The sequence below is a fragment of the Methanobrevibacter sp. genome (genome assembly GCF_015062985.1).
GTDB lineage: Archaea > Methanobacteriota > Methanobacteria > Methanobacteriales > Methanobacteriaceae > Methanocatella.
Genome location: NZ_SUTI01000028.1, coordinates 1 through 12,928 on the forward strand (window position 1 = coordinate 1; position 12,928 = coordinate 12,928).

The 12,928-nt window shown below is 35.1% G+C and carries 16 protein-coding genes; 6 read left to right on the forward strand and 10 right to left on the reverse strand.

Annotation, left to right across the window (positions count from 1 at the left end; translation table 11 throughout):
- Both E7Z77_RS09020 and pth2 read right to left on the reverse strand, forming a co-directional pair.
- Positions 1-461 (reverse strand): delta 1-pyrroline-5-carboxylate synthetase (locus E7Z77_RS09020; protein WP_292753172.1); only part of this gene is annotated, 461 nt, incomplete at its 3' end.
- 45 nt (positions 462-506) lie between these two features.
- Positions 507-845 (reverse strand): aminoacyl-tRNA hydrolase, encoded by a 339-nt coding sequence (gene pth2, locus E7Z77_RS09025; RefSeq protein ID WP_292753175.1) that lies wholly within the window; start codon positions 843-845, stop codon positions 507-509.
- Between the two features lie 114 nt (positions 846-959).
- Between pth2 and E7Z77_RS09030 the strand changes: the two genes are divergently transcribed.
- Both E7Z77_RS09030 and E7Z77_RS09035 read left to right on the forward strand, forming a co-directional pair.
- Positions 960-2,738 (forward strand): ribosome biogenesis/translation initiation ATPase RLI, encoded by a 1,779-nt coding sequence (locus E7Z77_RS09030; protein WP_292753177.1) that lies wholly within the window; start codon positions 960-962, stop codon positions 2,736-2,738.
- A 174-nt stretch (positions 2,739-2,912) separates the two neighbouring features.
- The gene (locus tag E7Z77_RS09035; protein ID WP_292753216.1) at positions 2,913-3,707 is read left to right on the forward strand and encodes a nicotianamine synthase family protein; all 795 of its coding nucleotides are present in this window, start codon (positions 2,913-2,915) and stop codon (positions 3,705-3,707) included.
- A gap of 179 nt (positions 3,708-3,886) precedes the next feature.
- Here the strand turns inward: E7Z77_RS09035 and E7Z77_RS09040 are convergent, their stop codons facing one another.
- Genes E7Z77_RS09040 through radB form a run of 4 tightly spaced genes read right to left on the reverse strand, consistent with a single transcriptional unit; the run spans position 3,887 to position 6,926 of the window.
- On the reverse strand, positions 3,887-4,264 hold the full coding sequence (locus tag E7Z77_RS09040) for a putative zinc-binding protein (protein ID WP_292753179.1): 378 nt from the start codon (positions 4,262-4,264) through the stop codon (positions 3,887-3,889).
- The gene (locus E7Z77_RS09045) at positions 4,261-4,995 is read right to left on the reverse strand and encodes a 4Fe-4S binding protein (RefSeq protein ID WP_292753181.1); all 735 of its coding nucleotides are present in this window, start codon (positions 4,993-4,995) and stop codon (positions 4,261-4,263) included. The genes E7Z77_RS09040 and E7Z77_RS09045 overlap by 4 nt, the downstream gene beginning before the upstream one ends.
- On the reverse strand, positions 4,992-6,164 hold the full coding sequence (locus E7Z77_RS09050) for a pyridoxal phosphate-dependent aminotransferase (protein ID WP_292753185.1): 1,173 nt from the start codon (positions 6,162-6,164) through the stop codon (positions 4,992-4,994). Before E7Z77_RS09050 ends, E7Z77_RS09045 begins: the two co-directional genes overlap by 4 nt.
- Before the next feature lie 57 nt (positions 6,165-6,221).
- Positions 6,222-6,926, reverse strand: a complete 705-nt coding sequence (gene radB / locus E7Z77_RS09055) for a DNA repair and recombination protein RadB (protein WP_292753188.1) — start codon at positions 6,924-6,926, stop codon at positions 6,222-6,224.
- Positions 6,927-7,017: 91 nt separating this feature from the next.
- Here radB and E7Z77_RS09060 point away from each other — a divergent pair, with 91 nt between their 5' ends.
- Positions 7,018-8,034 (forward strand): hypothetical protein, encoded by a 1,017-nt coding sequence (locus E7Z77_RS09060; RefSeq protein ID WP_292753191.1) that lies wholly within the window; start codon positions 7,018-7,020, stop codon positions 8,032-8,034.
- Between the two features lie 13 nt (positions 8,035-8,047).
- Here the strand turns inward: E7Z77_RS09060 and E7Z77_RS09065 are convergent, their stop codons facing one another.
- Complete coding sequence (locus E7Z77_RS09065) at positions 8,048-8,629, reverse strand: L-threonylcarbamoyladenylate synthase (protein ID WP_292753194.1); 582 nt, start codon at positions 8,627-8,629, stop codon at positions 8,048-8,050.
- 48 nt (positions 8,630-8,677) lie between these two features.
- Here E7Z77_RS09065 and pgsA point away from each other — a divergent pair, with 48 nt between their 5' ends.
- Complete coding sequence (pgsA, locus tag E7Z77_RS09070; RefSeq protein ID WP_292753197.1) at positions 8,678-9,244, forward strand: archaetidylinositol phosphate synthase; 567 nt, start codon at positions 8,678-8,680, stop codon at positions 9,242-9,244.
- Complete coding sequence (locus E7Z77_RS09075) at positions 9,241-9,483, forward strand: DUF357 domain-containing protein (protein ID WP_292753200.1); 243 nt, start codon at positions 9,241-9,243, stop codon at positions 9,481-9,483. The genes pgsA and E7Z77_RS09075 overlap by 4 nt, the downstream gene beginning before the upstream one ends.
- Here the strand turns inward: E7Z77_RS09075 and E7Z77_RS09080 are convergent.
- The 3 genes from E7Z77_RS09080 to E7Z77_RS09090 all read right to left on the reverse strand — a co-directional run bounded on the left by E7Z77_RS09080 (position 9,480) and on the right by E7Z77_RS09090 (position 12,491).
- Positions 9,480-10,499, reverse strand: a complete 1,020-nt coding sequence (locus tag E7Z77_RS09080) for a virulence RhuM family protein (protein ID WP_292753203.1) — start codon at positions 10,497-10,499, stop codon at positions 9,480-9,482. The genes E7Z77_RS09075 and E7Z77_RS09080 overlap by 4 nt on opposite strands.
- A 174-nt stretch (positions 10,500-10,673) precedes the next feature.
- On the reverse strand, positions 10,674-11,372 hold the full coding sequence (locus E7Z77_RS09085; protein WP_292753206.1) for an ABC transporter ATP-binding protein: 699 nt from the start codon (positions 11,370-11,372) through the stop codon (positions 10,674-10,676).
- A gap of 9 nt (positions 11,373-11,381) precedes the next feature.
- Positions 11,382-12,491, reverse strand: coding sequence for an ABC transporter permease (locus E7Z77_RS09090; RefSeq protein WP_292753210.1), 1,110 nt, complete (start codon positions 12,489-12,491; stop codon positions 11,382-11,384).
- A gap of 73 nt (positions 12,492-12,564) precedes the next feature.
- Here E7Z77_RS09090 and E7Z77_RS09095 point away from each other — a divergent pair, with 73 nt between their 5' ends.
- Complete coding sequence (locus E7Z77_RS09095) at positions 12,565-12,804, forward strand: DUF3781 domain-containing protein (RefSeq protein ID WP_292753213.1); 240 nt, start codon at positions 12,565-12,567, stop codon at positions 12,802-12,804.
- Positions 12,805-12,928 lie beyond the last annotated feature (124 nt).

The following is a 12,928-nucleotide window of genomic DNA, read 5'->3' on the forward strand; positions in this document are numbered from 1 at the left end:
GGCTCTTTCGGTTCTTGGGTATATATACCATTTACATTTGTTACTATTAAAAGGTTTGCATTTAGAAGGTGTGAAATGTAAGCTGCAATCGAATCTGAGGTTACATCCCATGAGCATTCAAACGGATCTTCTCTTTTTAAAAAATCAGATACCACAAAGATTGGTGTAAAACCTTCATCTGAGACCTGAATAACTTCTTCGATTGAATATGCCAGTTTTGAAGAGGCAACTTTATCGTTGACAAGCTTAGCTATGATGTCCATACAATCAATAGCTGTCCAATGGTTTGCTTCTTCGGAAAAATTTTGTTCATCATTGTATCTGCGAATGAGATTTGCAAATTCGCCTCCCCCCAAAACAATACATGAATCAGTGTTTTCAAGCCTTTTTGCCAAATCTATTGCATACTCTGGAAATAGACTTCCCCCTATCTTTACAACCTGTTTTATAATAACAATCACGACCCTGTTTAATTAAAAATAAGCATGATTAAATTGCAAGTTATGCTATAAAAGTTTCAAATCCCCAGTCACTTCATCAATTATTTCATCTTCATCAGGGCCAAGGGCCAAAACTGTAATGCTTGATGTAGGTATCTGAGTCCTTCCGGCATCAATTACCAGATAAGTGGATATTCCTTTTTCATCCGCCTCTTTTTTAAGTTCAATTAACTCCTCTTTTGTTTGGACTTTCAGGACTACCTTTGCATAAGCCTCATTTTCCCATTTTCTAATCTTGTCCGGAGCTGTTTTTTTATATGCCCCAATGGATCCATGACAACATTGTGCTGCAATTTTGCCCTTGCGCATTTTTAAATCTGTTCTAACAATCATAACCTGTTTCATCTTAATCAATACTAAATATTTAATTATTAAATTAAAAAGTTTTTTGAAAATTAACATAATTTAATTAAATAGAAATAACAAAAATGTAAATGATTATATTTTAAGGAGATAATAATGACTCGTATTTCAATTTTAGACAAAGACAGATGTCAACCTAAAAAATGTGACTATCTTTGCATACACTACTGTCCAGGTGTTAGAATGGACGAGGACACCATAGTAGTTGATGAAGATACAAAAAAACCGTTGATATCAGAAGAATTATGTGAAGGGTGCGGTATCTGTACAAACCGTTGCCCATTTGATGCTGTTACTATTATTAACTTGCCTGAAGCGGTAGGTGAGCCAATACACAGATTTGGCCAAAATCAATTTGAACTGTTTGGACTTCCAAGCTTAGAGGAAGGAACTGTTTTAGGCCTTCTAGGGCAGAACGGTATTGGTAAATCCACAATAATGAATATTCTGGCTGGAAACCTGATACCTAACTTTGGAGACTTCGAAAATCCTCCCGAAAATTGGGACAGGGTAATTGAATTCTATAAAGGTTCAGCCCTTCAGAAATATTTCAGGGATTTGTCAGAAGGCAATGTGAAAACCATAATGAAACCCCAAATGGTTGATAAGCTTCCAAAAGTTGTAAAAGGCAAGGTCCGAGATTTGCTCAATAACGTTAATGAAAGAGACAAACTCGAATATGTGACAAAGGAACTCCAGCTTGAAAACGTCTTAGACAGGAATATGGAAAACCTGAGTGGAGGAGAGCTTCAAAGGGTTGCAATAGCTGCAACAGTTCTAAGGGAAGGGGATTTCTACTACTTCGACGAACCTACATCATGGCTTGATGTGTCCCAAAGATTAAATGCAGTTAAAGTAATAAGGTCATTAGCTGAAGAAGGCAAAAGCGTTCTTGTAATCGAACACGACCTTGCAACACTCGATGCTTTATCCGACAATATCCATATATTATACGGTACACCAGGAGGGTACGGTGTAGTATCCGGAAGAAAAGGTGTTCGTTTAGGAATTAATGCATATATCAAAGGATTCCTGGCTGAAGAAAATGTGAGAATCAGAAAAAATGCAATTGAATTTACAATAAGACCTCCAACTCCGGAAGATGAAGGGGATGCGCTTGCAAGCTATACCGACATCAGCAAGGATTACGAAGGGTTTAAATTATCCGCTGATGCAGGAGACATATTCTATGATGAGATTGTAACTGCATTCGGTTCAAACGGTATCGGTAAAACCACCTTTGCAAAGATGCTTGCAGGAGTTGAAGAACCGACAACCGGTGAAGTTGACGAGGAAGTTACAATTGCTTACAAACCTCAATACATCGTAACCGATTTTGAAGGAAGTGTAAGCGATTTCCTGTACATGAATGCGCCTAGCTTTGGAAGCAAAATCTTTGAAAGTGAAATAATGATTCCATTTTCATTGAATGAAATGCTTGATAAACCTGTCAAAGGATTGAGTGGAGGGGAACTTCAAAGATTGGCTATTGCCGCAACACTTGCAAAAGATGCTGAAATATATCTTTTCGACGAACCGACAGCATTTCTGGATGTTGAGCAAAGGTTAATAGCCGCCCGTGTAATCCGTAAGATGATTGAAAGCAAAAATGCCGCATCACTTATCGTTGACCACGATATCGTCTTTATCGATTACATATCCGACAGGGCAATGGTATTTAACGGAACTCCTGGTTTGAATGGTCACGCTTCAAAGCCAACTGACCTCAGAAATGCGATGAACGAATTTTTAGGAAACTTGAACATCACATTCAGAAGAGACAAAGAGACAAAAAGACCAAGAGTTAACAAGCTTGACAGTTATAAAGATCGCGAACAAAAAGAAAAAGGAGAATATTATTACTTATCCGATTAACTATTCTCTTTTTATCATCACCACTTTTAACAAAGTATTACTCTCAATACCTTTTTTTACGAATAGTAATACTTTATTTTAAATTTAAAAAGCTTATATACCTTTAATAACATAAACCCTATTTAAAGTAAATTAAGTTGTGATAAGATGAGCTGTTACAAATATTAGGGAAAGATTGAAGAAATAGCTGATAAACTCTCAAGCTATGGCGATTTAGACAAATATGGAGATTCAGCCTTAGACGATGTAAATATTAACGAGATTATTGAGATTCTTGATGAAGTGGAAATCATCGCACACGATAGAGAAATTGATTTTGACTCTGCAAAGCACATTCTCGATGATGAAAAGATGAACAAAGCACTTCAATTTATCCGCAAATTCTATGTATATATTGGTGCAAGGCTAGAAACAGAAAATGCCCTTAAAATTCTACAATCAGATAATCCCAAAGAAACATTAGACTCCTTCCAGTTCTATGAAAGATACATTGGACTAATAAATAATGAAAGCCAATTAGCTAAATTTAATGAGGATAAAACATTTGTATTTCTTGGAAGCGGACCACTACCATTGACTCTGATAATGTTCAATATGGTATTTGGCTGCAAATGTATCGGAATAGAACAGCAAGAAGATGTTGCAGACTTATCAAGGCAGGTATTGAAAAAATTAGGTCTGGACAATGACATAATAATCATGACCGGTGATGAAAATTCCATTGCTGATCTTGAATATGACATCCTTATGGTGGCTGCACTGGCGGAACCGAAGGAAAGAGTCTTTTCAAACATTTGGGAATTCATAGATGAGGATACTCCATTGATTTATAGAACTTACACCGGAATGAGAGCAATCCTATATGCTCCTGTTCTTGAAAAGGATACAAGAGGATTCCACAAAGAAGTAATGGTATTGCCAACTGGAAAAACAAACAATACATCAGTTTTAATTAGAAAAATAGTTTAAATAGATATTGATATTACTGAGTTGCTTAATAAAATAAATAAGCTACATTATCACCATTCCCCTAAAAGGGAATGGGCATTAATTTTTAAAAATGCAACCATGACTAATGAGACAATCTTTATAAATACCGTTAATCAGGAAAGACAACCCCAACATTTATCAACATTAAGGAACCACAACTAAATATTTTCAAGCTCGCTCAGAATGAATTTTTTCAGTATTTCAACAGCTTTTTCACCGTCTTCATCCAAACGGACTGCATCCAAAGGATTTAAGTCATAAGTTTTGACAACCGCATCTGCTGAAATATTTTTAACAGGATTGACATCCTTATCCTTTAAGATGACTGATGCACAATCATCACCACAACCGGTTATTGTAACTATTTTTGCATCATCCAATATTGGTGAGCAATTGTTTGGCTGAGCAGAATATTCGGTGATGCATGCTGCAACAATATTATCATTTTCTAAAGCTAATTCGACACTAGCTGCTCTTACAACTAACCCTAACGGGCTTAATCCACTGCATGAAACTAAAGCTATTTTTTCACTCATTTTTTCATCCTCCCATATCTTTTTTTAACCTTATCATAACCTCGCCTGTAAAATGGGCATTTCAAGAAGCATTCATTGCAACCTTCCCTATGGGCAGTGCAGACTTTTCTTAGAAGTTTTTCATTTTCATCAAATGCATTTTCAGGACATCTATCTATACAAACACCACATGTTGAGCAGAAATCCGGCACCCATAACATGTCATTTTCACTTTTAAATGGCAAGTTATCAATTGAAGTGTGAATCATGAAAAAACCGCAGTGCAAACCATCCTTAAAAAGGCACATGTTGCTTCTGGTAATTACACAATCATTTGACTGCATTGCAATTGCCCTCAAGCTTAAATTGTCATCCAACGGATGTATCAAGTCTGCCTGAAATCCGTTTTCCCTTAAAAAATCCGCAAATTCATAAACGTGAACACCATATTCCTGAAATTCATCATCCATCAATTTGCCTTTTTCGGGAGAAGGTTCCATCTTAATCAAATCGTCACCCATCAAAAACTTGAAAATAAGCACATTATCAATATTAATGTCAAATTCACGTTTGAAATCCTCGGATAATTTGGAATAGCTTATTCCTGTAAAACCATATTTTTTGGCCAAGCCATCCAATTCATTCAGCAAATCATCTGAAATTTCTCTTTTAGGGTTTTGGGGATTTTCAATTTTATAAAAATTAGGAAGAGGTTTGTGGTATCTAAACCTCTCAAAAGTAGAATCAATCATTTTCTTAAAGCTTCAACAGCTTTCGGGAACTCTTCACAGAATACTTCAATTTCTTCTGTTGGAATTGAGAAACTAATACGCAAGTACCTGTCCCCAAATTCTTCTGAAGTGTATTCCCCTTCTCTTGTAAATAGTTTTTTCTCAATCAAGTAGTTTGACATTTCCTTTGGATCTATTCCTGCACCGGATAAATCTATCACCATCATGTTTGCGTCTGATGGATAAACCGGCAAGAACACACCTTCAATCGGTTCAATCATTTCATTAATCAATCTTTGGTTTTCAAAACAGATTTCCCTCATTTTTTCAAACCATTGCGGTTTTGACTTAAGACCTGCAATTGCACCGTATTGGGAAATGATGTTTACACCCAAATCATTGACTACAGCATTTTTAATGGCATCAATGATTGGTTTTGATGAAACAACTCCACCAATTCTTAAACCTGCCATTCCAAATATTTTTGAAAAGCTATAAATGGTTATTGTTTGGCCTGGAGCGTAGTTTTCTACAAGGAAATGTTCTCTTGCAAAGTCTTTGTAAGTTATATCATGCAATAAGTATAAGTCATTTTCTTCTGCAATTTCTGCAAACTCTTTTAATTCATCTTCAGTGTATGAGGAACCGAGCGGGTTTAAAGGATCGATTAAAATAACCATTCTAGTATTTTCATCCATATTCTGTCTTAATAAATCCGGAGTTAACTTATAGTTATTTTCTTCAAAGTAAATCGGAACATATCTTACTTCACCTGCAAAACGATTTGCAAAGTCTCCAATGATGAAATATCCTGGATCGGATAAAATCACGTTATCTTCAGGCTCTAAAAGAGCTTGCATACATAAGTATAAGGATTCTGTTGCGCCAGATGTTAACAATACCTCCAAATCCTCAAATCCTAAATCATCTAAAATTAATTGTTTAAGTTCGGAGAATCCTTCTGGGGCAGGATATCTGCAAAATGTCTTTTCCTTTATGGCGTCAATCATTGCATCGGCAATTATATCACCATGTAAATGATTTGTATTTTGACCCATCCAAATCATGTCCTTGTCCATATACATATCTTCAAAAAAGTCATTTGCACATTCATAGCCTTCTGGAGGCACCCTTTCAGTTTTTTGAAACTTCTTTTTAGGGTTTTTAATATCAAAATCCTTATCCCTCATAATATCACACTAAAAATACCAAAGTAAATATTTATTTTTAATTATTAATAAAAGTACCTAAATAATTCCTCTTGAAGTAATTGTGAAAACAGCCTGTTTGCCTTCGGGCATACTCCTATGGCGTTTAAGAGTAGCAACCCTCTGGTTGATTTCATCACCTCTTTCAAGCTGGATTATAACTTTGCTCCAATACTGCAAAATGGTTCCTCCAACTGCCTTGATATCGCTGTTTCCTTCCTCATCGATTGCACTGTATATCTGGTTTGTAACTATAACTGCAATATCATACTGTCTTGCAATTTTGGATAACAGACCCATTTGCTTACCAAGTTCCTTATTCAGTTTGGCGGATTTCATATCGTCTACACGATACAATGCAACAGCAGAGTCCAATACCAATAAATCAACATCATCATGGTTCCTTCTAAGCCAAATCTCGATTGACCTTAACTTGTCATTTTGCTCTTGGAAAGTTGTCGGTTCAAAAACGATTATATTATTAGCTACATTTGAAAAGTCATCACCCGCAATTTGTTTAATCCTGTCAATGGATATTCCTCCTTCTGTATCAATATAGATGGCTTTTTTATTATTTTTTGCCACATTGACTGTTAAAGCTAATGTCAAATTACTTTTCCCGGAACTTGGAGGCCCAAATATTTGAGTAATTGTACCCTTCTCAAAACCTCCGCCCAACATTACATCCAATGAAGAATTTGAAGGAATTTTATGATTATCTTCAAAATTAGCTAATACTTTCATGATAAAATATTGATTTTTATAAGATATATATTTAACAAATTTTAAATAACCCTACATCAATATTATCAAATAACTTTAAGGAGTTTTTAATATGAACAAAAAAATAATTGTAACTTTAATAGTTTTATTATTTTGCATCAGCTGTTTCAGCATTGTTACAGCCGAAAATATTACAAATGGAACCACAGATGCAAATGACACTATAAATACAAATGACGGTAAAGTATTGGATATGTCCAATCATATCAAGCCAATTTCAATCATAGGCAATAGAATTGAATTCAGCGATGGATTTACAGGGTTTTGCCTTGATTTAACAAAAGCTGATATAACTAACGATGACGGATTTGTCAGCGAACCAACCAGCAACAGCGGAATCCAAAATTATGTTAAACTAGCCATCATTGAAGCCTACAAACAAGGTTGTGAAAGCAATCTCAACCAGATTATTGCCAGCTTTTCTGACGGATCTTATGCAAGCAGCAACGATAAAGTAATCAGTGCTGTTTTGAAGTCACAGGAAAAAATCGGTGACAGCGCTGTTGTTGAACTTGAAGATTCAACCGAAGGCACATTCGAATTTGAACTTTTAAAAGATTTGAACGGAAGCAAATCTGATTGCCTTGCATACAGAGTATCCATAAAAGAAGTAGATAATAACGGCATACTTGGTGCAGCGGCAAACAACAATACAACTGAAAAGACAAATGACATCACCTCAACAACAGTCAACAAAACAAATGAAACCGTTACAAATAAAACCAATGAAACAACAACCAACCAAACTGTTAAAAACAAAACCAACCAAACAACTGTCAATAAAACCAACGAAAATGTAACAAATAAAACCAATGAAACAACAACCAACCAAACTGTTAAAAACGAAACCAACCAAACAACAAACAAAACAAATGAAACAAAGACTGTAATCATTAATAATACTACAATAAACCAAAACAACACCAAAATCATTAATGCAAATGAAACACCTCAAAATGCAACAATTGTAACAAAATTAATTAAAGCAGTTGGAAACCCTATCTTTATTTTGATGGTTGTGATTGTAATTATAGCAGTTGTAGGAATATATGTGCGTAAAAAAGGTTAATCCCTAATCTTTTTTACCTTCTTATTATTTTTGGATTTCTCATTGACAAATCAACAATTTTAGAAGGATGATTGGATTTTAACTCACCAACATCAATAACCAAATCAACACCATGTCCCAATTGATCCAGAATATCGTTTGGATTGCTTAAAACCTCTTCGTCTGACAAATTAGCACTAGTGGTTGTTATCGGAAATATCCTGGCCAATCTGCATGCCAGCTCATTGTTGGGGACTCTGACACCAACATACTTTGAACCGCTTGTAACCACCCTGGGAACTATTGTCCTTTTTTGTAGAATAAAAGTGTATGGGCCCGGAAGATAATTATGGATAACCTCCTTTTGACTCAAAGAAACCTTTGCAACCAAATCTATTGAATCCACATTTGAAACAAGTATTGACAAAGGTTTTAGCAAACTTCTTTGTTTTATATCAAAAACCCTTCTAACGGCACGATTATCAAAAATATTTGCACCCAAACCATAAACAGTGTCAGTAGGATATAACACCACACCGCCATCGGTCAATACGGTTATAGCCTCATTAATTATCTCTTCATCAACCGAATCAATACTGGTTTTAACTATCTTCATTTTAACTTACCTAACAATTATATTAGATGAAATATTTATATATAAATTATGCTTCAAAGTTTAAGACCCCTATTAACAAAAATATTGAACCCTATTGCTAAAAACTTTAATATCAATCCGAATATTATTACTGTAATTTCACCATTTATCGCAATTATTGCAGCTTACGGATTTGCAGAACATTCATTGATTCTTGCAACAATAGCCATTCTGGCTTCCGGATTTTTAGATGTGATGGATGGTGCTGTTGCCCGTTTTCATGGCAAATCATCAAAATTCGGCGCATTTCTTGATTCCACAATGGACCGATTTGCAGATGCGATAATATACATTGGAATCATATTTGGAGGATACTGCGATTGGTTTGTTGGAGTTTTGGCAATTCATTCTGCAATCTGCGTTAGCTATGTGAGAGCAAGGGCTGAATCACAGGGAATTGAATGTAACATTGGAATTGCAGAGAGAGCAGTTCGTATGATCATATTAATGATTGGGGCATTAATTGGATACTTTGCAGGAGACATCTACTTTACATACATAATTTACTTTTTAGTAGGCTTGTCATACTTTACCGTTGGACAAAGAGTAATGTACGTTTGGAGGAGATTACAATGAGTGAACTTGAAAGTCCTGAAAAAATTGCAAAAGACATTGCAAAATTAGAGAGAAACTTGAATCAGGTAGCCGACATTACCTTTGAAGGAAAAGAAAAAGAAATATATGACCGTGCTATTGATTACTGGAATGATTCTAAATATTACCTGGAAAAAAAAGATATGAGGACTGCATTCGGTTGTATTGAATACAGCCACGGACTATTAGATGCCTTAAGGATGATTCATGGAATAATCTAATTATTTTCCACACCCTCCAATCTTTTAATTTCAATTATCAACTTATCAAAATCAGACTGATAGTCCCTATCCTGGATAATTTTATATTTTTCATATTCTTCTTTTGCAATCCTATGCGCTTCATTTGATGAAATTTTACCCTTACCTACCAAAATCGGCAATTGATTAAGATTAATATATGCATCCAACACTTCTTTCCAATCATTCATAGCCATAGGTATCTCATTATAAGCCCGTGACTCGGCAAGAGTTAAAAAACCGTCTACCAAATTATTCAAACGTTTTAATTCCCGTTCATTCAGATAATTTTTTGATATGACAACATCACTCAATATGATTTTTCCATTGGGACTGCTCCAATTTGTTAATCCCATGTTAATTCTTTCACTATCACTCCTATCGGAAATTATTTCTGCAGCCGTTTTTCCACTGACTGCATATATTAACTTGTTTTGAACTGTAGCGAAAAACTCCTGTGTTACTTCAGCATCCTTCCGGTAATCAAAGCTTGTTGCATAAATATCTGTGATTTTTTGATTGAATCTTCTCTCGGATGACCTAATATCACGTATTCTTTCAAGCAGTTGGTCAAAATAATCCCTACCAAATCTTGAACCATTTTTCAATAATTCATCATCTAAAACGAATCCCTTAATTATTAATTCTTTTAATTGCTGAGTAGCCCATATTCTGAAGCGTGTTGCATTTTTAGAGTTGACTCTGTAACCTACAGAGATGATGGCATCTAAATTGTAGAAATTTGTTTTATATTGTTTTCCATCTGATGCAGTTGTTTCCAAATTGGAAATAACTGAATTTTTTATTAACTCCCCTTCCTCAAAAATATTTTTCAGATGTTTACTTATTGCCGGAACATTAACACCAAACAATTCTGCCATAGTCTTTTGAGTTGCCCAGAATGTCTCGTTTTCATAATCAACTATAACATCCATTGACACTTCGCCTTCATCACCAACATATAACAAAGTTTTTTGTATTTGAATTTCTTCTCCCATATTTATTCCTCATTTTCTTATTTAAAAAATTTAATTAGTTATTAAATAGAATAAAGGAATAAATAAGCTTTTTGTTAGAAATTAAAGCAATTATACTAAGAAAAAATAATATTTCAAACTGAAATCAATTTTGAAGTTAAAAAAAAGTAAGAATAACTTATTTGATAAAATAAGTTAAACATCAATTTTGCTGTTAATCAATGAGTCATCGCCGGCAGATATTATCTCACCATCCAAAACTTCGATAACTCTGTCTGCAAGTTTGGCTACATCCATATCATGAGTTACAATTATCAATGTTACATTTTTATCTTTGTGTAAATCGATTAATTGTTTAAGGATTTTGCTACTTGTCTTGGAATCTAGTGATCCTGTAGGCTCATCCGCCAATATTATTGATGGGTCATTAGCCAGTGCTCGGGCAATGGCTACCCTTTGACGTTCCCCACCGGATAATTTGTTCGGCAAGATTTCCGCCTTGTCCCTAAGTCCAACATCATCCAATAGCTTCAATGCACGAATCCTCATTTCCTTAGCGGACATCTTTTGAGTAAACATCGGAATCTCCACATTTTCAACGACAGATATATTTGGAATCAAATTGTGCAGCTGGAAAATGAATCCTATTTTTTCTCCCCTGAATTCATTTAGTTTTTTGGAAGTTTTCAAATCATTGCCTGCAACATTGATGCTTCCGGAATCCGGAACATCCAAAGCACCGAGCATATTCAATAAGGTTGACTTACCTGATCCTGACGGACCGATGATTGATACGAATTCACCATCCTGAATTGTGAGGTTGATACCGTTTAATGCCTTAATTTTGCCGTCTTCATAGCTTTTATATAACTCTTTGATTTCCACCACATTCATAATATCACCTCATTCATACCTCAATGCTTCAGTTGGAGGCAATTTCATTGCTTTAACTGCAGGATAGATTCCTCCGATGATTCCGACGACGATTGCTATTGCAAATGCCTGAATAAATATCTTAGGTGTGAATACTGGGCTTATTCCCATTTGAGGACCTAAAAGGACACATGCAAAATAGCCGATTAGGGATCCTATAATAGCTGATACAATTGTGATTACAAGTGATTCACCCACAATCATGGTGAGTATTTTCCGGTTTGACCATCCTACAGCTTTTAAAACCCCAATTTCACGGGTTCTTTCAAATACTGACATCAGCATTGTGTTGATGATGCCTAGGCCCCCCACCACAATGGCCAATAGTGAAATAGCCCATGTTGATGCCTGAAGCATGTTCAGCATGTCTGCCATTTGTGTCATCTCCATTACGGAAGTGATAGTTGTAATATTATCACCGTATTTTGCATCTATTCTATCCGCAACAGTTTGAGGGTCTTCACCTTTTTCGACTTTAACGTAAATGTTTGAAATTGAATCCTCATCATCCATCAGGTCTCCGACCTTAGAAATTGATGTGAACACTCCTCCAGCCATATTAGAATCTCCGCTTTCATAAATCCCAACAACTTCAAAGTCTTCACCGTCAATCACGATATTATCTCCGACGAAATAATTGTTATCATCGGCATAGATTTCACCCAAAATGGCTTCGGATTCATTGTCGTTCATGATTCTTCCTTCTTTTATGGATACGTCTGCCAATTTTGTACCGTTAGGATCGATACCGATTAGAGTATTCATGAAATCATCACCGACTGAAGTTAGAACGACATATATCGGATATGCTTCATCTACACCGCTTACATTTGCTATTTTATCTGTCCAATTTGCATCGATAGTGTTAGTCCCATATGCTGAATCACCGGTTTCTTTACCGGAAATTGAAAAATCTGCACCCCCAGCATGAATTGTATCTTCAAAAGTATTGACTAAACCATCAGTAATTCCACCAAGAGCAACAATAACTATAATCCCAATTGCAATCCCCACAATAGCCAGGATTGCACTATTCTTCCTCCTGAATGGATTTTTAAGAATGAATTTTAAAAATGACATAATTATTAATTAGTGTGTAATATATAAATAACTAATCATACCATCAACCAAGATGCGAAAAACGGGTGCTGAAATGCATAAGAAATCATTATTAGAAAATAAAGAAAAAATCCATACTACAGAAATGGGCGTTGGAAGAATACAGAAAAACTTAGGGATAAGCGATGAACCCGTTGGTTACTGTATTTCCAAACTTGAACAGGAAAATTCAGTTGTTAGAAAAGAAGGTAAAAACTATTACGTGGATGTTGACGGGTGCACAATAACAATCAATTCAAGCAGCTTTACAATAATAACTGCCCATAAGAAATAATTTTAAAAAAAAGTAAAAAAATAAGAGATTTGAAATCTCTTTAAATTTAATCATCCATGTCTTCAAATCTGGATTCTAATTTTTCCATTACACCAGGAAGTGAAGTGTATTCCATTTCTTCAGC

Coding starts and splice junctions, on each gene's coding strand:
- pth2 (WP_292753175.1), bottom strand. CDS start 845: ATGAAACAGGTTATGATTGTTAGAACAGATTTAAAAATGCGCAAGGGC.
- E7Z77_RS09030 (WP_292753177.1), top strand. CDS start 960: ATGACTCGTATTTCAATTTTAGACAAAGACAGATGTCAACCTAAAAAA.
- E7Z77_RS09040 (WP_292753179.1), bottom strand. CDS start 4,264: ATGAGTGAAAAAATAGCTTTAGTTTCATGCAGTGGATTAAGCCCGTTA.
- E7Z77_RS09045 (WP_292753181.1), bottom strand. CDS start 4,995: ATGATTGATTCTACTTTTGAGAGGTTTAGATACCACAAACCTCTTCCT.
- E7Z77_RS09050 (WP_292753185.1), bottom strand. CDS start 6,164: ATGAGGGATAAGGATTTTGATATTAAAAACCCTAAAAAGAAGTTTCAA.
- radB (WP_292753188.1), bottom strand. CDS start 6,926: ATGAAAGTATTAGCTAATTTTGAAGATAATCATAAAATTCCTTCAAAT.
- E7Z77_RS09060 (WP_292753191.1), top strand. CDS start 7,018: ATGAACAAAAAAATAATTGTAACTTTAATAGTTTTATTATTTTGCATC.
- E7Z77_RS09065 (WP_292753194.1), bottom strand. CDS start 8,629: ATGAAGATAGTTAAAACCAGTATTGATTCGGTTGATGAAGAGATAATT.
- pgsA (WP_292753197.1), top strand. CDS start 8,678: ATGCTTCAAAGTTTAAGACCCCTATTAACAAAAATATTGAACCCTATT.
- E7Z77_RS09075 (WP_292753200.1), top strand. CDS start 9,241: ATGAGTGAACTTGAAAGTCCTGAAAAAATTGCAAAAGACATTGCAAAA.
- E7Z77_RS09080 (WP_292753203.1), bottom strand. CDS start 10,499: ATGGGAGAAGAAATTCAAATACAAAAAACTTTGTTATATGTTGGTGAT.
- E7Z77_RS09085 (WP_292753206.1), bottom strand. CDS start 11,372: ATGAATGTGGTGGAAATCAAAGAGTTATATAAAAGCTATGAAGACGGC.
- E7Z77_RS09090 (WP_292753210.1), bottom strand. CDS start 12,491: ATGTCATTTTTAAAATTCATTCTTAAAAATCCATTCAGGAGGAAGAAT.
- E7Z77_RS09095 (WP_292753213.1), top strand. CDS start 12,565: ATGCATAAGAAATCATTATTAGAAAATAAAGAAAAAATCCATACTACA.